Origin of the sequence: Amycolatopsis sp. NBRC 101858 (assembly GCF_030269325.1) — a bacterium.
GTDB lineage: Bacteria > Actinomycetota > Actinomycetes > Mycobacteriales > Pseudonocardiaceae > Amycolatopsis > Amycolatopsis ponsaeliensis.
On record NZ_BSTD01000008.1, the window covers coordinates 47,005 to 64,405 of the forward strand.

The 17,401-nt window shown below is 70.5% G+C and carries 18 protein-coding genes; 9 read left to right on the plus strand and 9 right to left on the minus strand.

Annotated elements, in window-relative coordinates:
- Positions 1–33: 33 nt before the first annotated feature.
- The 3 genes from QSK39_RS47255 to QSK39_RS47265 all read right to left on the minus strand — a co-directional run bounded on the left by QSK39_RS47255 (position 34) and on the right by QSK39_RS47265 (position 4,332).
- Positions 34–1,695 carry a GMC oxidoreductase gene (locus QSK39_RS47255; RefSeq protein ID WP_285484397.1) on the minus strand — a complete coding sequence of 554 codons (1,662 nt, stop codon included), beginning with the start codon at positions 1,693–1,695 and terminating at the stop codon, positions 34–36.
- On the minus strand, positions 1,695–3,158 hold the full coding sequence (locus tag QSK39_RS47260) for a flavin-containing monooxygenase (protein ID WP_285484398.1): 1,464 nt from the start codon (positions 3,156–3,158) through the stop codon (positions 1,695–1,697). Before QSK39_RS47260 ends, QSK39_RS47255 begins: the two co-directional genes overlap by 1 nt.
- A 76-nt stretch (positions 3,159–3,234) precedes the next feature.
- On the minus strand, positions 3,235–4,332 hold the full coding sequence (locus tag QSK39_RS47265; protein ID WP_285484399.1) for a winged helix DNA-binding domain-containing protein: 1,098 nt from the start codon (positions 4,330–4,332) through the stop codon (positions 3,235–3,237).
- 50 nt (positions 4,333–4,382) lie between these two features.
- On the opposite strand from QSK39_RS47265, the gene QSK39_RS47270 reads away from it, so the two are divergent.
- Positions 4,383–5,438, plus strand: coding sequence for an AraC family transcriptional regulator (locus tag QSK39_RS47270; RefSeq protein ID WP_285484400.1), 1,056 nt, complete (start codon positions 4,383–4,385; stop codon positions 5,436–5,438).
- Here the strand turns inward: QSK39_RS47270 and QSK39_RS47275 are convergent.
- Positions 5,359–6,030 carry a TetR/AcrR family transcriptional regulator gene (locus tag QSK39_RS47275; protein WP_285484401.1) on the minus strand — a complete coding sequence of 224 codons (672 nt, stop codon included), beginning with the start codon at positions 6,028–6,030 and terminating at the stop codon, positions 5,359–5,361. The genes QSK39_RS47270 and QSK39_RS47275 overlap by 80 nt on opposite strands.
- A 192-nt stretch (positions 6,031–6,222) precedes the next feature.
- On the opposite strand from QSK39_RS47275, the gene QSK39_RS47280 reads away from it, so the two are divergent.
- Both QSK39_RS47280 and QSK39_RS47285 read left to right on the plus strand, forming a co-directional pair.
- Positions 6,223–6,534 carry a hypothetical protein gene (locus QSK39_RS47280; protein WP_284743095.1) on the plus strand — a complete coding sequence of 104 codons (312 nt, stop codon included), beginning with the start codon at positions 6,223–6,225 and terminating at the stop codon, positions 6,532–6,534.
- A gap of 71 nt (positions 6,535–6,605) precedes the next feature.
- Positions 6,606–7,736 (plus strand): pentapeptide repeat-containing protein, encoded by a 1,131-nt coding sequence (locus QSK39_RS47285; RefSeq protein ID WP_285484402.1) that lies wholly within the window; start codon positions 6,606–6,608, stop codon positions 7,734–7,736.
- Here QSK39_RS47285 and QSK39_RS47290 read toward each other — a convergent pair.
- From QSK39_RS47290 to paaI, 3 genes are read right to left on the minus strand one after another with little or no spacing between them, the layout of a single operon-like run.
- Positions 7,725–8,324, minus strand: coding sequence for a TetR/AcrR family transcriptional regulator (locus QSK39_RS47290; protein ID WP_285484403.1), 600 nt, complete (start codon positions 8,322–8,324; stop codon positions 7,725–7,727). The genes QSK39_RS47285 and QSK39_RS47290 overlap by 12 nt on opposite strands.
- Complete coding sequence (paaK, locus tag QSK39_RS47295; protein ID WP_285484404.1) at positions 8,321–9,598, minus strand: phenylacetate--CoA ligase PaaK; 1,278 nt, start codon at positions 9,596–9,598, stop codon at positions 8,321–8,323. Before paaK ends, QSK39_RS47290 begins: the two co-directional genes overlap by 4 nt.
- Positions 9,595–10,011: a hydroxyphenylacetyl-CoA thioesterase PaaI gene (paaI, locus tag QSK39_RS47300; RefSeq protein ID WP_285484405.1), complete on the minus strand. Its 417-nt coding sequence runs from the start codon at positions 10,009–10,011 to the stop codon at positions 9,595–9,597. Before paaI ends, paaK begins: the two co-directional genes overlap by 4 nt.
- Before the next feature lie 168 nt (positions 10,012–10,179).
- On the opposite strand from paaI, the gene paaZ reads away from it, so the two are divergent.
- From paaZ to paaE, 6 genes are read left to right on the plus strand one after another with little or no spacing between them, the layout of a single operon-like run.
- Positions 10,180–12,210 carry a phenylacetic acid degradation bifunctional protein PaaZ gene (gene paaZ, locus QSK39_RS47305; RefSeq protein WP_285484406.1) on the plus strand — a complete coding sequence of 677 codons (2,031 nt, stop codon included), beginning with the start codon at positions 10,180–10,182 and terminating at the stop codon, positions 12,208–12,210.
- Entirely contained in the window at positions 12,207–13,139 is a 933-nt protein-coding gene (gene paaA, locus QSK39_RS47310) for a 1,2-phenylacetyl-CoA epoxidase subunit PaaA (protein WP_285484407.1), read from the plus strand. Before paaZ ends, paaA begins: the two co-directional genes overlap by 4 nt.
- Positions 13,136–13,420, plus strand: coding sequence for a 1,2-phenylacetyl-CoA epoxidase subunit PaaB (gene paaB, locus QSK39_RS47315; RefSeq protein ID WP_160701458.1), 285 nt, complete (start codon positions 13,136–13,138; stop codon positions 13,418–13,420). Before paaA ends, paaB begins: the two co-directional genes overlap by 4 nt.
- Positions 13,417–14,274, plus strand: a complete 858-nt coding sequence (paaC, locus tag QSK39_RS47320; protein WP_285484408.1) for a 1,2-phenylacetyl-CoA epoxidase subunit PaaC — start codon at positions 13,417–13,419, stop codon at positions 14,272–14,274. The genes paaB and paaC overlap by 4 nt, the downstream gene beginning before the upstream one ends.
- A complete protein-coding gene (gene paaD / locus QSK39_RS47325; protein ID WP_285484409.1) occupies positions 14,268–14,756 on the plus strand; it encodes a 1,2-phenylacetyl-CoA epoxidase subunit PaaD in 489 nt (162 codons plus the stop codon). The genes paaC and paaD overlap by 7 nt, the downstream gene beginning before the upstream one ends.
- Complete coding sequence (gene paaE / locus QSK39_RS47330) at positions 14,722–15,807, plus strand: 1,2-phenylacetyl-CoA epoxidase subunit PaaE (protein ID WP_502873378.1); 1,086 nt, start codon at positions 14,722–14,724, stop codon at positions 15,805–15,807. Before paaD ends, paaE begins: the two co-directional genes overlap by 35 nt.
- Here the strand turns inward: paaE and QSK39_RS47335 are convergent, their stop codons facing one another.
- Both QSK39_RS47335 and QSK39_RS47340 read right to left on the minus strand, forming a co-directional pair.
- On the minus strand, positions 15,808–16,920 hold the full coding sequence (locus tag QSK39_RS47335) for an adenylate/guanylate cyclase domain-containing protein (protein ID WP_285484411.1): 1,113 nt from the start codon (positions 16,918–16,920) through the stop codon (positions 15,808–15,810).
- 4 nt (positions 16,921–16,924) lie between these two features.
- Positions 16,925–17,377 carry a universal stress protein gene (locus QSK39_RS47340; protein WP_285484412.1) on the minus strand — a complete coding sequence of 151 codons (453 nt, stop codon included), beginning with the start codon at positions 17,375–17,377 and terminating at the stop codon, positions 16,925–16,927.
- Positions 17,378–17,401: the final 24 nt, after the last annotated feature.

The window sequence follows — 17,401 nt, forward strand, 5'->3', positions numbered from 1 at the left end:
CCCTGGCGCGCGGTCCGGGAGGGGCCTTTCAGGTCAGGGGAGCGGCGTGATCGGCAACCGCAGGGCTCCCGGTGCGTCGGCCGGTACCACCGGGCGAACCGGCGCCACCGCCGCCACCCGCTGGTACGGCGAGCCCAGCTCGGGCCGCGGGTCCGCCTCGCCCCGGTTCGGCCAGAACGCCATCGCTCGCTCCGCCTGCGCCGTGATCGTCAGCGACGGGTTCACCCCCAGGTTCGCCGAGATCGCCGACCCGTCCACCACGTGCAGTCCCGGGTACCCGTACACCCGCTGATACGGATCCACGACCCCGGTGGAAGCCGAGTCGCCGATTGCGCAGCCGCCGATGAAGTGGCCCGTGATCGGGATGTTCGCCATGTCCGTCCACGCGCCCTGGGGCAACCCGCCGATCTTCGCGGCCACCCGGCGCGTCACCTCGTGGCCCGCCGGGATCCACGACGGCGACGGCTGTCCCGCTCCCTGGCGCGTCGTCATCCGGCGGCCGAACAGCCCCCGCTTCGTGTACGTCGTCACCGAATTGTCGAGCGTTTGCATCACCAGCAGCCCGATCATCCGCTCCGACCAGTGCCGCGGGTTGTGGATCCGCGCCAGCTGCCGACGCTGACGCCACAGCTCCCGCAGCCCCAGCACCCAGCGCCGGCGGCCCGTCTCCCCGTCCACCAGCACCGTCGCCAGCAGGCCCATCACGTTGCTGCCGCGCCCGTACCGCACCGGCTCCACGTGCGTCACCTCGTCCGGGTGGATCGACGACGTGATCGCGACACCGCGCGTGTAGTCCGTGTCCGGGCGCAGCGACCGCGCCGCCAGTACGGCTTCGGAGTTCGTGCGGGCCAGCAGCCCCAGCCGGGGTGACAGCGACGGCAGCGTCCCGGTGTCGCGCATCCGGTGCAGCAACCGTTGCGTTCCCAAGGCGGCCGCGGAGAACACCACCTGTGACGCCGTGAACGTCCGGCGGGAACGGCGGCCGGTCCGGCGCGTCTCGACCGCGTAGCCGCCGGAAATCGGGCGCACCGAAACCGCCGTCGTCAGGGGGTGCACGACCGCACCCGCCTTCTCCGCCAGGTACAGGTAGTTCTTCACGGTCGTGTTCTTCGCCCCGACCCGGCAGCCGGTCATGCACTCGCCGCACAAGGTGCACGAGGAGCGCGTGGGTCCCGCGCCGCCGAAGAACGGGTCTGCCCCGGACTGTCCGAAGTAGACACCGACCGGCGTGCGGCGGTACGTGTGGCCGATGCCCATGTCCTCGGCCACGTCCTTCAAAACGCGGTCCGCGGCCGTCGTCGCCGGGTTCTCGACCACGCCCAGCATCCGCTTCGCCTGGTCGTAGTACGGCGCCAGCTCGTCCTTCCAGTCCGTGATGTGCGCCCACTGGGGATCGGCGTAGAACTTGTCCGGCGGCTCGTACAGCGTGTTCGCGTACACCAGCGAACCGCCGCCGACGCCGGAGCCGCTCATCACGAACGTGTTCTTCAGCAGCGTCAGCCGCTGGATGCCGAAACAGCCCAGCGCGGGCGCCCACAGGTACTTCCGCAGCCGCCACGACGTCTTCGCGAACTCGTCGTCGGCGAACCGGCGGCCGGTCTCCAGCACGCCGACGCGGTAGCCCTTCTCGGTCAGCCGCAACGCCGTGACGCTCCCGCCGAAGCCCGAACCGATCACCAGGACGTCGTAGTCCATCACGCCACCACCCGGAAGTCGCCCGCGTCGAGCCGCCGTGTCCGGCGGTCGTACTCGGTGACCAGGCCCGGCCAGTTGGTCGTCACGCGGCCGTCGGCCTGGCGGTACCAGCTCGTGCACGCGCTCCACACGCTGGCGCCCAGCCGCTTCTGCACCTCCCGGTCGTAGCGCTCTTCGACGTCGGCCCGCACGTCCACATAGGACACGCCGGGTCGCGCGAGCTGTTCGACCGCCTGGCGGATGTAGCGCGCCTGCCGCTCGATCATGTAGATGATGGACCCGGCGCCGAGGTTCGTGTTGGGGCCGTAGACGCAGAACATGTTCGGGAACCCGGGCACGGCCATGCCCAGGTAGGCCCGCGCGCCGCCGGCCCATGCGTCCCGCAGCGACCGGCCCCCGAGGCCGGTCACGGTCATCCGGCCGAGAAACTCCGTCGCGGCGAACCCGGTGCCGTAGACCAGGACGTCCGCTTCGACCTCGGTGCCGTCCTCGAGCCGCACGCCCTTCGCCGTGATCTCGGAAATCCGCCGCGTTTCGACGTCGACGTCCGGCTGCGCCAGCGCGGGCAGGTACTCGTTGGTGAACAGGATCCGCTTGCAGCCCAGGGGATAGGCCGGCTTGAGCTTCGCGCGCAGCTCGGGGTCCTTGATGTGCCGGCGCCGCAGCTGGGCGGTCCGCAGCTCGAACATCTTCGCCAGCACGGGGTGCTTGGTCATCGCGTACGTCGCGTACTCCGCCAGCAGGAAGATCCGCAGCCGGCCGAGCAGCTGCGTGGGCGGCAGGTGCTCGAACAGCCAGTGCTGCCAGCGCCGGTAGCTCGGGTCGGACTTCGCCATGACGTACGGCGGCGTGCGCTGGAAGACCGTGACGTGCTGCGCGTGCTTGCGCAGCTCGGGCACGAACTGCACCGCGCTGGCCCCGGTCCCGATGACGGCGACGCGCCTGCCGGCCAGCTCGACGTCGTGGTCCCAGCGCGCCGAGTGGAACGCGTCGCCGGCGAAGCTCTCGCGGCCCGGGATGTCCGGTAGCACCGGCCGCGACAGCTGGCCGACGGCGGGGACGAAAACGTTTGCCTCGTACGTCTCGCCGCTGTTCGTCTCGACGCGCCAGACGCCGCGCTCCTCGTCGAACGCGGCCGCGGTGACCTCGGTCCGGTACCGGATGTGCGGCTCGAGCCCGTACTTGGTGATGACGCGCCGCAGGTAGGCCAGGATGTCCGGCTGGTAGGAGAACCGCTTCGACCAGCGCGGGTTCGGCTCGAACGAGTACGAGTAGAGCGGCGACGGGATGTCGCAGGCGGCGCCGGGGTAGGTGTTGTCCCGCCAGACGCCGCCGGGCTCGGCCGCGCTCTCCAGGATCGTGAAGTCGGTGAACCCGGCGCGCTTCAGCTCGATCGCCGTTCCGATGCCGCCGAAGCCGGTGCCCACGATCAGCACCGACGGCCCCTTCGCCGAACTACTCATGGGAAAAAGCTACGCAGCGGACGCCTGTGACAACAGGTCACGAACGGTCACTCGATCGAGAATTCCGGCCAGCTCGTCACGCCGGCGGGCGGATGCGCACCTCCCTCGTCTCCGCGTCGGGTTCCGCCCAGGTCAGCAGGCGTCCGGCGGTGCTTTCCAACGTCGCGAGGTCGCGCTTCGTCAGCTTCTCGAACGGCGACAGCTCGACGACCGCCGCCTTCTTCGCCTTCGTGATCTCCCAGAAGCCGCGTACCTGCCCGCCGACCAGCAGCGTGCCCTTGACCAGGCCGTTCTGGGTGATGACGCGCTTGCGGTAGTCGTCCGAGATCACCCGGGTGCGGTCCGCGTACGACAGGATCGTCTGGTCGAAGGGGCCCAGCAGGCGAGGCGGCGCCGGGACGTCCTCGTCCGGCACGGTCAGTTCCGGCAGGTCCAGCAGCTCGCGCCCGTCCGGGTCGCGGTAGCGCCGCAGGTCCATCTCCGCCGCGACTTCGCCCAGCCGGGTGATGCCCGCCCAGGTCTGGACATCGGCCACCGTCGCCGGGCCGAACGCCCGCAAGTACCGCGCGATCAGCGAAGCCGGTGACGGCGGCGGCAACGGCGCGCCGACCCACTCGTCGAGGCACGCGTACGTCGTCTGGCCGGCCTTGCCCCAGATCGCCCGCGGCGGCGTCTGGACCAGCGGCAACCGGCCGCGGGCCAGGTGCGTCAGCGATGCCGCGGGGACGTCCCAGTGCCTGGCCAGCTCGGCTCCCAGCGCCGTGCTGGAGAGCGCCGAAGCGGCCAGCAGCTCCCGCGCCGCCGTGGCGACTTCGGCGTGGTCGAGGCCGGCCAGCTCGCGGGCGTGCAACGTGTTCGTCTTCAGGTCGCGGTCGTACAGCACCTGCACCACCGGCCGCCACGCCAGTGCGTCCGCCGCCGTGACGAGGTGGACCGTGCCGCGCATCAGCGCGATCCGCACCACGCGCCGCTCCTCCAGCAGCGCGGCCAGCTCCTGCGGCTTGAACCCCTGCAGCCGCGACCACAGCGCGTAGTACGGCGGGAACGGCGCTTGCGCCTGGAGGCCCGCGAGGTGCTCGACCGCGTCGAGGGCCGGCATCTTCGCGCGGCGAAGCAGCAGCTGGCGCTCCAGCGTCGCCCGGTTGAGGGCCTGTCGGCTCACCGTCGTGGTCACCGCGCCACCCTAGCGAGCGGCACCGACAGTTCCGGGTCCATAATCCCGCCATGGCCGAGCTCGCCGCGCCCGCCGTCGGGGACTGGGACTTCCCGCGCGGCACCGCCAGCATCGAGCTGATGACCCGGTTCGCCGCCGACCGCGGCCTGCCCGCGGAGAAGCTGCTGGCCGCGACCACGCTCTCGCCGGAGCTCCTCGCCGACCCGTCGGTGCAGGTCGACGCGCGTCAGGAGCTGGCCGTCGTCCGCGCCCTGGCCGACCTGGACGGCTCGGACGCGGCGGCACTGGACCTCGGGCGCCGCTACCGCGTCACCACCTTCGGCATCTTCGGGTTCGCCTGCATCAGCAGCCCGACCCTGCGGGACGCGATGCTGTTCTCCCTGCGCTACTTCGACCTCAGCTTCGCCTTCTGCATCCCGCACGTAGAGCTGGAGGCCGGCCGCCTGACGCTGGAGCTCGACGACAGCCGCGTGCCCGCCGACGTCGCCCGCTTCCTCGTGCTGCGCGACCTGGCCGCGATCTTCTCGGTCATGCGCGACCTGCTGCCGGAGATCGTGCTGGACGACCTGGGCTTCCGGCACGAATCGTCCACAGTGGACGCCTATCGGGCCGCGTTCGGCCTGGTGCCGCGGTTCGGCGCGGACGCCTGCCGCGCGACGCTGGACTCGGCGCTGCTGGCGTTGCCGCTGCCGCAGGCCAACGAACAGACGGTGGCGCTGTGCGCCGCGCAGTGCGAAGCGCTGGTCGCGCGCAAACGCCGGCGGTCGGGCATCTCGCAGCAGGTCAGGGAACGCCTGGTCCGGCTCGGTGGCGTCGACGCCGGGATGGACGAGATCGCCCGCCAGCTGACGCTCAGCACGCGCACGCTGCGGCGGCGCCTCACCGAGTCCGGCACCAGCTACCGCGCGCTCGTCGACGAGGTCCGCCAGGCGCTGGCCGAGGAGCTGCTCGACACCGGCGTCCTGTCGGTCGAGGACGTCGCGTACCGGCTCGGGTACGCCGAGGCGTCGAGCTTCATCTACGCGTTCAAGCGCTGGACCGGGATGACGCCGGCGGCGTTCGCGCGGCGCTTCCGGGCCGCTCGGCAAGCACCGCCGGGTAGGTGAGCTTGAGCAGGTTGAGGATCGAATCGGTGAGGAAGGTGCGCAGCGCCGCGCGGTCGAGCGTGCCGCGGATCAGCCATTCGCGCGAGGCGGCCCGCAGCATCCCGCCGAACGACCGGATCATCGCGCGCAGCTGCTCGCGGCCGTCGGTGACGTCGGTCATCAGCGCGGCTTCCAGCACCCGGTCGGCGGCGATCTCGTCGGCCTCCAGCATGATCCGCTCGATCTCGGGGTCGCGGCCGGCGGACTCGGGGCCGATCACGGTCAGCCAGGCGTCGCGGTTGCGGTCCACGACGTCGATCCAGCGCTCGACGCCGATCGCGAGCCGCTCCTCCATCGTCGTGTCCGGCAGCGCTTCGGTGACCGGCGCCGGCACGATCATCAGCTGCCGCACGACTTCCAGGTAGAGCTCGCGCTTGCCGCCGAAGTAGTGGTTGATGAGCGGGCGCGCGACCCCGGCCGCCTCGGCGATGTCCGAAGTGGACACCGACGCGTAGCTGCCCGCGCCGAACAGGTGCCGGGCGGCGGCGAGGATCTCCGCGCGCCGTTCGGCCGGTTCGAGGCGGCGGCGCCGCGGCCGGGTCCCACTGGTCATCCGCTCAGCCTCGCGGGGGAGCGGCACGCTGTCAACAAGTAGTTGACCCATCGTCAAAAGAGTGACTCCGGTGGCGGGCAACGGGTGTTTCGCGCCAACCTTTGTCGTTACGCAACCGGAACAACCCACCGGTAACTTCCCGGCGCCCGGATGCGACGAGACGGCAGGGACCCGCGACCGGGCAGGGAGCAGATGAGCGAAGAAGACGCGCCGATCCGGCAGGCCGGACGCTGGGTGAGCGTTCGCCTGCAGCATCGTCACGTCAGCTTCGACGAGGGCTTCGAAGCGGACGAGCCCCTCCCCGACGGCGACTGCGCGGACGAAGAGTCGTTGTCCTACTCGGGAATCGTGATCACGGGCTACGACGAGGGGTCGAAGGTTTCCGAGCACTGGATCCCCCTGGGCGTCGACCCGTCCGAAGCGGACGACGAGCGGTTGATCGAGCAGCTGCGCGAAGCCCTTCTCTGGCAAGCGGGGCGACCGCCCCAGAATGCCGACGATTGATGCGGAGCCGGCGAGGTCAACGCCCTGAACAGACGTACCCCGTGCTCTCGAGCCGGGCCATAACGCTCTTCGTGATCGGGCTGATCGTCCTCGGTATCGGGCTGGCTGTGATCCTGCTGCTCCTCTTCGGCGACGGCAAGCACACCGACCAGCTCGACGCGGTCAAGACGGCGGGAACAATCGTCCTCGGCACCGGTGGTGCGGCCGCGCTCTGGCTTGCTGCCCGTCGGCAGCGGACCGGCGAGATCGCTCTGAACCAGAAGCACGCCGACCAGGAGGCCACGGACCGGGCGTTCGCGTTCCAGCAGCTCATCGCGGAACAGAACCGGCAGCACCTGGAACGCGTCGCCGCCGCCACCGAGCACGACGCGGCGGAACGTCGCTTGACCGACCTGTATGTGAAGGCGGTGGAGCAACTGGGTTCGGACAAGGCGGCGGTGAGGCAAGGCGGGATGTATGCGCTCGAGCGCGTGGCCCAGGACAACGTCGCGCAGCGCCAGACCATCGTCGAGGTGTTTTGCGCGTACCTCCGGGCACCTTTCGATGCTGCCCGCGTCGAGCTGGTGCGAGGGGTGCCCTCTCGTACGGCGAAACCGGGTGTTGCGCACCGGATGAGACCGAATCCGAGGGTGCAGCAGGCGGGAGCCGACGAGTTCCTGGTGGAGCTGGAGGTGCGGCTCACAGCACAACGACTGTTGACGAAGCACCTCAAGAAACCTGACGAGTCCGCTCCGGAGAATGCGGTGAGCGTGCGTTTCTGGCCGGACATGGACATCGACCTGCGGGGTGCCACGCTGATCGGGTTCGACTTCAGGGGCTGCCACATCGGAACCGCTGACTTCGAAGGGGCGAAGTTCGTCGACGCGGCTGTGTTCGACGACGCGGTGTTCAACGGGCAGTCCACGTTCGTGCAAGCGCGCTTCGATTTCGCTTCCTTCGACGGAGCGGCCTTTTTGGGGCGCACGTGGTTCTTCGAGTGGAGGTTTCGGGGCAATGCCTCTTTCGACAGCGTCAGGTTCCTGGGTGGCGCATCCTTCGCGCAGTGTCACTTCCAGGCCGGCACGAAATTCGCCCGCGCAGAATTCAAAGATCAGTCGTTTGTCAACGGCGCGCGAGTCCCTGAGTCGGCCGACTTCGGCGGGGTCGATCCGACCAACATCGAGGGTGCCGAAGCGTTCCTTCCGGGTACTTCACCGACCTGAACCAGTGCGCAGGCCTTCGAAAGCCACCTTGCACACCGCGTCCGCCACTTCGGCCGCCGACGAGCCGCGGCGCGGTTTGTACCACTCGATCAGCGAGTTCACCATGCCGAAGATCAGCCTCGCCGTCACCGCCGGGTCGACGTCCGGGCGGATGTCGCCCTCGGCCTCCGCCTGCTTCACCAAGTCCGTCACCAGCAGGTCGAACTCGCGCCGGCGGGCCAGGGCCGCCCGCTCCACCTTCGTGTTGCCGCGGACCCTCAGCAGCAGCGTCACGAACGGCAGCCGGTCGGCCAGCACCAGCACGCTGCCGCGCACCAGGTGCTCCAGCCGGTCGATCGCGCGGCCGTCGAGGCGGTCCGTGGAGGCCGCCACCTCGAACAGCCCGTCCAGCGCGCGGTCCACCGCCAGCCGCAGCAGTTCCTCCTTGCTGGGCACGTGATGGTAGATCGCCGACTTCGTGATGCCGAGCTTGCGGGAGAGGTCCTCCATGCTCGTGCCGTCGTAGCCGCGCTCGTTGAACAGCTTCACCGCCACCTGCAGCAGCGATTCGAGGTCGTAGCCCGGACGCCCGCGGCGCGGGGTGGTCACGGCTTGTCCCGCTGGTCGACGATCCGCCGCATCTTGCCCATGGACCGCTCCAGCGTGTCGGGGTCGACGACGTCCACCGACACCGTCACGCCGACGCCGTCCTTCACGCCCGAGATCAGCGAAGCAGCCGCCTGCTCACGCGAAGCCGCCGAAGCGTCGTGGCGCGCCTCGACCAGTACGGTCAGGTGGTCCAGCCGCCCGCGCGTGGACCGGACGAGCTGGAAGTGCGGGCTCAGTCCGGCCGTCCGCAGCACGATCTCCTCGATCTGCGTCGGGAAGACGTTGACCCCGCGCAGGATGATGAGGTCGTCCGTGCGGCCGGTGACCTTGTCCATCCGCCGGAACGCCGGGCGCGCGGTCCCCGGCGACAACGCCGTGAGGTCGCGGGTGCGGTAGCGGATGATCGGCAGCGCCTGCTTGGTCAGCGACGTGAACACCAGCTCACCGGTCTCGCCGCCGCCGAGCACGTGCTCGTCGAAGGGGTCGATCACCTCGGGGTAGAAGTGGTCCTCCCAGATGTGCAGGCCGTCCTTCGTCTCGACGCACTCCTGCGCGACGCCCGGGCCCATCACCTCGGACAGCCCGTAGATGTCGACGGCGTCGATCGCGAACCGCTCTTCGATCTCGGTGCGCATCTGCTCGGTCCACGGCTCGGCGCCGAAGATGCCGACCTTCAGAGACGAAGAACGCGGGTCGACGCCCTGGCGCTCGAACTCGTCGAGCAGCGTCAGCATGTACGACGGCGTCACCATGATGACCTCGGGCCGGAAGTCGGTGATCAGCTGCACCTGGCGCGCCGTCATGCCACCCGACGCGGGGATCACCGTGCAGCCCAGCTTCTCCGCGCCGTAGTGCGCGCCCAGGCCGCCGGTGAACAGGCCGTAGCCGTAGGCGACGTGCACCTTGTGCCCCGGACGGCCGCCGGCGGCGTGGATCGACCGGGCCATCACCGTCGCCCAGGTGTCGATGTCCTGCTCGGTGTACCCGACGACGGTGGCCTTGCCGGTGGTGCCGCTGGAGGCGTGGATGCGCCGCACCTGGTCCTGCGGCACGGCGAACATGCCGAACGGGTAGTTCTCCCGCAGGTCCTGCTTGGTCGTGAACGGGAACTTCGCCAGGTCGGAGAGTTCCTTGCAGTCGTCCGGGTGGACACCCGCTTCGTCGAACTTCTTCGTGTACGCGGGCACGTTCGCGTACGCGTGCCGGAGTGTCCACTGCAGACGTTCGAGCTGCAGGGCGGCCAGCTCGTCGGCGCCGATGTTCGCCTCGATCATGCATCGCCTCGTTTCCCGGAGATGACGCGGCTGCGGCCGCGGAATTCGGCGACGACCTCGGGCCCGCCGGGGGTCTCCCGGTGCACGGTGACGTCGTAGATGCCGTTGCGGCCGTAGCGGGTGCGCTCGGTGGCCGTGGCGACGAGGTGGTCCCCGAGCCGGCCGGCCGCGACGAAGGAGATTTCGGCGCCCGCGGCGACCGTCACCGGGCCGTGGGTGTTGCAGGCGCAGGCGAACGCGGTGTCGGCGAGCAGGAAGACGTACCCGCCGTGCGCGATGTCGTGGCCGTTGACCATCGCGCGCGTGATCGTCATGGTCGCGACGGCGCGGCCGTCACCCGCCTCGACCAGCTCGATGCCCAGCGCGCGCGACGCCTCGTCGGCGGCGAACATGGTGTGCGCGGCGTTGGTCATTCGTCCTCCGTGCCTGACTTACCGAATGGACGGTCACCTGGCGGTGTCGCTCAGTAAAGGCAGTGGCCACGCCGGTGTCAAGCGCCGCCCCTTCCGATCTCGAGGCCCGGCGGCTACCATGCAAATAACTGAACGTCCGGTAGGTAATTCGGTGGAGGTCGGGACCTGATGGCAGTGCTGCGCAGCTACGTCTCCGGGGAGTGGCACACGGCGACGGGCGAGGGCGTCCCGCTGCACGACGCCGCCACGGGCGAGGAGGTCGCCCGGATCTCGTCGGCGGGCGTCGACTTCGCGGGCGCGCTGGAGTACGGCCGCCGGGTCGGTGGCCCGGCGCTGCGCGAGCTGACGTTCCACCAGCGTGCGGCCCTGCTGAAGGCGCTGGCCTCGCACCTGCGCGAGCATCGCGAGGAGCTGTACGCACTCTCCGCGCGCACCGGCGCGACGCTGGGTGACTCGAAGTTCGACATCGACGGCGGCATCGGCGTCCTGTTCAGCTACGGCTCGAAGGGCAAGCGCGAGCTGCCGAACGACACCGTCTACGTCGAGGGCGCCGTCGAGCCGCTGAGCAAGGGCGGCACGTTCGTCGCGCAGCACATCGCGACCCCGCTGCGGGGCGTCGCGGTCCAGATCAACGCGTTCAACTTCCCGGTGTGGGGCCCGCTGGAGAAGTTCGCCCCGGCGTTCCTGGCCGGGGTCCCGAGCCTGGTCAAGCCGGCCAGCTCCACGGCGTACCTGACCGCGCGGCTGGTCGAGCTGATCATCGGGTCCGGGATCCTGCCGGAGGGGTCGCTGCAGTTCGTCGCGGGCAGCGTCGGTGACCTGCTCGACCACGTGACCGCGCAGGACCTGGTGTCCTTCACCGGCTCGGCGTCCACCGCCCAGAAGCTGCGCGCGCACCCGGCGATCGTGCGGAACTCGGTGCGGTTCAACGCCGAGGCCGACTCGCTGAACTGCTCGATCCTCGGCCCGGACGCGGTCCAGGGCACCACCGAGTTCGACCTGTTCGTCAAGCAGCTGACCAGCGAGATGACGGTCAAGGCGGGCCAGAAGTGCACCGCCATCCGCCGCGCGTTCGTCTCGGCTTCGCTGCTCGACGACGTCGCCGCGGCCGCCTCGGCGCGGCTGGCGAAGGTGACGGTCGGCAACCCCACCGCCGAGGGCGTCCGGATGGGTGCGCTGGCGAGCCTGGAGCAGCGCGAGGAGGTCCGGCGGTCGCTCAAGGCGCTGCTGGACGCCGGCAGCGTCGTGTTCGGCGACCCGGAGCACGTCGAGGTCGTCGACGCCGACGCCGAGCGCGGCGCCTTCCTCTCCCCGGTGCTGCTCAAGGCGGACCCGGAGCGCTCGGAGCCGCACGAGGTCGAGGCGTTCGGCCCGGTCTCGACGCTCATGCCGTACACGTCCACCGAGCAGGTCGTCGAGTTCGCCGCACGCGGCGGCGGCAGCCTCGCCGGGTCCGTGGTCTCGGCCGACAAGGAGTTCGTGCGCGAGGTCGTGCTCGGCGTGGCGCCGTTCCACGGCCGGCTGCTGGTCCTGGACGCCGACGACGCCAAGGAGTCGACGGGGCACGGCTCGCCGATGCCGCAACTCGTCCACGGCGGTCCCGGCCGCGCGGGCGGTGGCGAGGAGATGGGCGGCATCCGCGGCGTCCTGCACCACATGCAGCGCACGGCGGTCCAGGGTTCCCCGGCGGTGCTCTCCGCCGTCACCGGCCGCTGGGTCACCGGCGCGCCGCGCACCGAGGGCGACGTCCACCCGTTCCGCAAGTCCCTGGCCGAGCTGAAGATCGGCGACTCCGTCGTCGCCGGGCCGCGGACGGTCAGCCAGGAGGACGTCGACCACTTCGCCGAGTTCACCGGCGACACGTTCTACGCCCACACCGACCCCGAGGCCGCGGCCGCGAACCCGCTGTTCGGCGGGATCGTCGCGCACGGCTACCTGGTGGTCTCGTTCGCGGCCGGGTTGTTCGTCTCGCCCGAGCCGGGCCCGGTGCTGGCCAACTACGGCCTCGAGAACCTGCGGTTCCTCACGCCGGTCAAGGTCGGCGACTCGCTGACCGTGACCCTGACCGCCAAGCAGATCACCCCGCGGATCGACCAGGAGTACGGCGAGGTCCGCTGGGACGCCGACGTCACCAACGCCGACGGCGAGTCCGTCGCGAAGTACGACGTCCTGACCCTCGTGTCGAAGGAGCAGCCGTGACCGCAGTGGCTTCCCTCGAAGACCACTTCGAGGCGACGATCGAGCGCGACCAGCGCATCGAACCGCGCGACTGGGTGCCCGAGGGCTACCGCAAGACGATGATCCGGCAGATCGCGCAGCACGCGCACTCGGAGATCATCGGCATGCAGCCCGAGGGCAACTGGATCACGCGGGCGCCGTCGTTGCGGCGCAAGGCGATCCTGCTGGCCAAGGTCCAGGACGAAGCCGGCCACGGCCTCTACCTGTATTCGGCGGCGGCGACGCTGGGCGCCGACCGCGCGGACCTGACCGACAAGCTGATCACCGGCAAGCAGAAGTACTCGTCGATCTTCAACTACCCGACGCTGACCTTCGCCGACGTCGGCGTGATCGGCTGGCTGGTCGACGGCGCGGCGATCTGCAACCAGGTGCCGCTGTGCCGGTCGTCCTACGGGCCGTACGCGCGGGCGATGATCCGGATCTGCAAGGAGGAGTCCTTCCACCAGCGGCAGGGCTACGAGCTGCTGATGACGATGATGAAGGGCACCCAGCAGCAGCGGGACATGGTCCAGGAGGCCGTCAACCGCTGGTGGTGGCCGTCGCTGATGATGTTCGGCCCGCCGGATGTCGACTCGCCGAACACCGCGCAGTCGATGGCGTGGAAGGTCAAGCGCCACACCAATGACGAGCTGCGGCAGCGCTTCGTCGACATGTCGGTGCCGCAGGCGGAGGCGCTGGGCGTCACGTTCCCGGACCCGGCTCTTCGCTGGAATGCGGAACGCGAGCACTACGACTTCGGCGCGGTGGACTGGGACGAGTTCAAGAACGTGTTGAAGGGCAACGGCCCGTGCAACGCTTCGCGGATCGCGCACCGTCGCCGTGCGCACGACGAAGGTGCCTGGGTCCGCGAAGCCGCCGTGGCGCACGCCGAAAAGAAGGGTTCGCGATGAAGCACGACTGGCCGCTGTACGAGGTGTTCGTCCGGGGCAAGCGCGGGCTGAACCACGTGCACGTCGGCTCGCTCCACGCGGCCGACGACGAGATGGCGCTGCACCACGCGCGTGACCTCTACACCCGCCGCAACGAAGGCGTGTCGATCTGGGTCGTGAAGGCGTCGGACATCACGGCGTCGTCGCCGGACGAGAAGGACCCGTTCTTCGCGCCGAGCGGGGACAAGGTCTACCGGCACCCGACGTTCTACGACATCCCCGAGGAGGTGCCGCACATATGAGTTTCGACAACGTCTACGAGTCGCTGACCGAGGAGAACGACGCCCGCTGGGCGTTCGGCACCGGCTTCGAGGACCCGCTGTCCGGTGTGGACACCTCGGTGCCGTCCGGGGTGGACGGCGTCCAGCTGGCGGCGTACTGCCTGATGCTGGGCGACGACGCGCTGATCTTCTCCCACCGGCTGCAGGAGTGGTGCACCAACGCACCCGAGCTGGAGGACGAGGTCGCGATCGCCAACATCGGCCTCGACCTGCTCGGCCAGGCCCGGCTGCTGCTCGCGCGCGCCGGCAAGGCCGACGGCTCTTCGCGTTCGGAAGACTCGTTCGCGTTCGGCCGCGTCGAAAACGAGTTCCGCAACGTCCGGCTCGCGGAGCTGGGCGGCGGGCACTTCGGGCACCTGATCGCGCGGCTGTTCGTGTTCTCGACGTGGCGCCTGGCGCTGCTGCAGCGGCTGGTGACATCGGTGGACCCGGTGCTGGCGGCCATCGCGGACAAGGGCGTCAAGGAGGTGACCTACCACCGCGACTACGCGGCGCAGTGGCTGGTCCGCCTCGGCGACGGGACGTCGTTGTCCCACGAGCGCATGCAGGAAGGGCTCGACGCGGTGTGGCCGTACGTCGGCGAGCTGTTCCGCACGCACCCCGCCGAACTGGTGGACGCGGCCACGCTGCGGCCGGAGTTCGACGCGGTGCTGGACCAGGCTCTGGCGGCGGCGACGTTGTCCGTTCCTGCGGCCGGTGAGCTGGCCGGCGTCTCGGGACGGACGGGCCGCGACGGCGTCCACACCGAGCAGATGGGGTTCCTGCTGGCGGAGCTGCAGAGCGTGGCCCGGGCGATGCCGGACGCGAAGTGGTGACCGCCGAGGCCGTCGCCGCGACGGTCACCGACCCCGAGCTGCCGATGCTGACGCTCGCGGACCTGGGCGTGCTGCGTTCGGTGTCCGAAGTGGACGGCCGGGTGGTCGTCGCGATCACGCCGACGTACACGGGCTGCCCGGCGATGGACACCATGCGCGACGACCTGGAGCACGCGCTGGTCACGGCGGGCTTCGCCGACGTCGAGATCCGGACGCAGCTGTCGCCGGCGTGGACGTCGGACTGGATTTCGCCCTCGGGGCGGCAAAAGCTTTCGGACGCCGGGATCGCCCCGCCGGGCGCGGCACCGCGGCGGTCGGGACCGATCCCGCTGATGCTGTCGGCGCCCGTGTCGGCGGTCCGCTGCCCGTTGTGCGGGTCGGCGGACACGGAGGAGCAGTCCCGCTTCGGCGCGACGGCGTGCAAGGCGCTGCGGCGCTGCCGCGCGTGTGCCGAGCCGTTCGAACACGTCAAGGAGATCTGAGGTGGCGTTCCATCCCCTGAAGGTCGCGGGCGTCACGCGGTTGACCGACGACGCGGTCGCGGTGACGTTCGACGTGCCTCCCGCCCTGGCTTCGGACTTCGCCTTCAAACCGGGCCAGTCGTTGACGCTGCGGCGTTCGGTCGAGGGCCGTGACGAGCGCCGGTCGTACTCGATCTGCGCGGCGGCGGGCACGGCGCCCCGGGTCGGCGTCCGGCTGGTCCCGGACGGGTTGTTCTCGTCCTGGCTGGTGAACGAGGTCCGCGCGGGCGACACGATCGAGGTGGCCACGCCCACGGGGTCGTTCACCCCGGACCTTTCCGAAGGCGGCCACCACGTCCTGATCGCGGCGGGGTCGGGGATCACGCCGGTGCTGTCGATCGTGTCGTCGCTGCTGGCGACCCCGGACGCGACGGTGACGGTGCTGTACGGCAACCGCCGCACGGACACGGTGATGTTCGCGGACGAGCTGGCGGACCTGAAGGACCGGGCGCCGTCCCGGCTCGAGCTGATCCACGTGCTGTCGCGCGAGCCGCGCGAGGCGGAGCTGTTCACGGGGCGCTTGGACGTGCCGAAGCTGCGTTCCCTGTTCTCGTCCCTGGTGCCGGTGTCCTCGGTGGACCACTGGTGGCTGTGCGGCCCGTTCGAGATGGTGACGGGAGCGCAGGAACTGCTGGCGTCCCTGGAGGTCCCGCGTGCGCGGATCCACCAGGAGCTGTTCTACGTCGACACCCCGCCGGCGCCGGTCGAGCACCTCGACCCGGCGGTGGCGGGGGAGTCGTCGGAGGTCCGCGTCGTCCTGGACGGCCGCTCGTCGTCCATGACGCTGCCCCGCTCGACGTCGGTCCTGGACGGTGCGCAGAAGTTCCGCCCGGACCTGCCGTTCGCCTGCAAGGGCGGCGTGTGCGGCACCTGCCGGGCACGCGTCACGGACGGCAAGGTGGACCTGCGGCGCAACTTCGCACTGGAGGAGGCCGAGGTCGAGGCCGGGTTCGTGCTGACGTGCCAGTCCTACCCGGTCTCGGAGACGATCACCGTGGACTTCGACGCCTGATCAGCGGATGCGCCCTCGCCGGCGACGGCGGGGGCGCGCCTCGGTCTCCTCTTCGGCGGCGGGCTCGGCGGTCGGGTCCGTGAGGCCCAGCATCTCCGCCGCCAGCGCTTGCGAGCTCGCGAACATCCCCGTCGGCGCCTCGCTCGCCCGCCGCAGCGCGGCCGGGCGGAGGCGGTTGTAGCCCCGGACCGTCACCGGCCGGCGCGGCCGCAGCTCGTACGCCTTCTCCTCCGCGAGCTCCGCGGCCAGCTCCCGGTCCACCAGGATCGTGCCCGGGCGAGCCACCGACGTCAGGCGGGCCGCCAGGTTGACCACCGATCCGTACACGTCGCCGAAGCGCGCCAAGATCCGGCCCGAAGCCATTCCCGCGCGGACCGCGGGCAGGCTCTCGTCCGCCGTCGTGCGCTCCGTCAGCGCCAGGGCGATCTCGGCCGCGTCGACCGCCGAGTCCGCCACGAACAGGACCTCGTCGCCGATCATCTTCACCACGCGGCCGCGGTGCTCGGCGATCGTCTCCGCCGCGAGCAGCTCGAACGCGTCGAGGACCCGGCTCAGCTCTTCCTCGTCGATCTGGCGCGTCAGGCGCGTGTAGCCGACCATGTCGACGAACCCGACCACCTCGGTGCGCGCCTCGACGTTGTCACCCGCCGCCGCGAAGGCCCGCCCCGCGTACGCCGCGAGGTGCCGGCGCCAGACGAAGTTCTGCACCCGCTCGAGCTCCGGCAGCAGCCGGTCGACCAGGCGGGCCACCTGGCGCTCGCTGCGGCCCAGCTCAGGTTGCTCCTTGATCAGCTCCCAGAGCATGTCGACCTGCCACTCGGCCAGCCGCGACAGGTGCTGGCCGAGCGCGCGCGTCACCGACACCTCGATGCTCGGGTCGATCAGCCCCGACTGGACCAGCTGGTCCGCCGTCCGCATGGCCTCGACGTCCGCGTCGGTGAAGACGACCTCGTCGTCGCGCACCGTCGCGAACCCCAGGGCACGCCAAAGCCGGCGTGACCGCTCCTCGGGCACGCCGGCTTTTTCGGCCACTTCGAGCCGGGTGTACTTCCGCCTGCCGCCGAGCAGGACGCGTTCGAGCCGCTGCTGGAGCTCTTCGCTCGAATCGGCCACGAGCTCAGGTCGTGTGGACGATCAGCACGTCCACGCCGGACTTGCGCGCCACCTCCGACGGCACCGAGCCCAGGATCCGGCCGGCGATCGTGTTCAGGCCGCGGTTGCCGACCACCAGCAGGTCGGCCTCGCGCTCCTTGACCACCTTGCGCAGCGAGTCGACCGGGTCGCCCTTCACCGCGACCGTGTCGATCTTCTCCGCCCCGGCCTTCGTCGCGCGGTCCCGCGCCGACTGCAGGGTGTCCTCGGCCGGGGCCGAGCCGACGACCTGGTACGCCTCGTCACCGAGAGCGTCCTGGGCCTTGTCGACGTCGGACTGACTGGCCGGGTAGAACGCACACGTGATGACGAGCGTGGCGCCCGCGTCGCCGGCCACCGCCGCCGCGCGGTCCACCGCCGCGAACGAGGACTCCGAGCCGTCCGTGCCCACCACCACGGTCCGATATGCCGCACCCATGCGCAAAACCTCCAGGTGATCCCG

What these genes read in the sequence shown, in the direction of transcription:
- QSK39_RS47340 (WP_285484412.1), bottom strand. Translation starts at nt 17,377, where the DNA reads ATGGGTGCGGCATATCGGACCGTGGTGGTGGGCACGGACGGCTCGGAG.
- QSK39_RS47260 (WP_285484398.1), bottom strand. Translation starts at nt 3,158, where the DNA reads ATGAGTAGTTCGGCGAAGGGGCCGTCGGTGCTGATCGTGGGCACCGGC.
- QSK39_RS47275 (WP_285484401.1), bottom strand. Translation starts at nt 6,030, where the DNA reads ATGACCAGTGGGACCCGGCCGCGGCGCCGCCGCCTCGAACCGGCCGAA.
- QSK39_RS47270 (WP_285484400.1), top strand. Translation starts at nt 4,383, where the DNA reads ATGGCCGAGCTCGCCGCGCCCGCCGTCGGGGACTGGGACTTCCCGCGC.
- paaC (WP_285484408.1), top strand. Translation starts at nt 13,417, where the DNA reads ATGAGTTTCGACAACGTCTACGAGTCGCTGACCGAGGAGAACGACGCC.
- paaI (WP_285484405.1), bottom strand. Translation starts at nt 10,011, where the DNA reads ATGACCAACGCCGCGCACACCATGTTCGCCGCCGACGAGGCGTCGCGC.
- QSK39_RS47280 (WP_284743095.1), top strand. Translation starts at nt 6,223, where the DNA reads ATGAGCGAAGAAGACGCGCCGATCCGGCAGGCCGGACGCTGGGTGAGC.
- paaB (WP_160701458.1), top strand. Translation starts at nt 13,136, where the DNA reads ATGAAGCACGACTGGCCGCTGTACGAGGTGTTCGTCCGGGGCAAGCGC.
- paaZ (WP_285484406.1), top strand. Translation starts at nt 10,180, where the DNA reads ATGGCAGTGCTGCGCAGCTACGTCTCCGGGGAGTGGCACACGGCGACG.
- QSK39_RS47255 (WP_285484397.1), bottom strand. Translation starts at nt 1,695, where the DNA reads ATGGACTACGACGTCCTGGTGATCGGTTCGGGCTTCGGCGGGAGCGTC.
- paaK (WP_285484404.1), bottom strand. Translation starts at nt 9,598, where the DNA reads ATGATCGAGGCGAACATCGGCGCCGACGAGCTGGCCGCCCTGCAGCTC.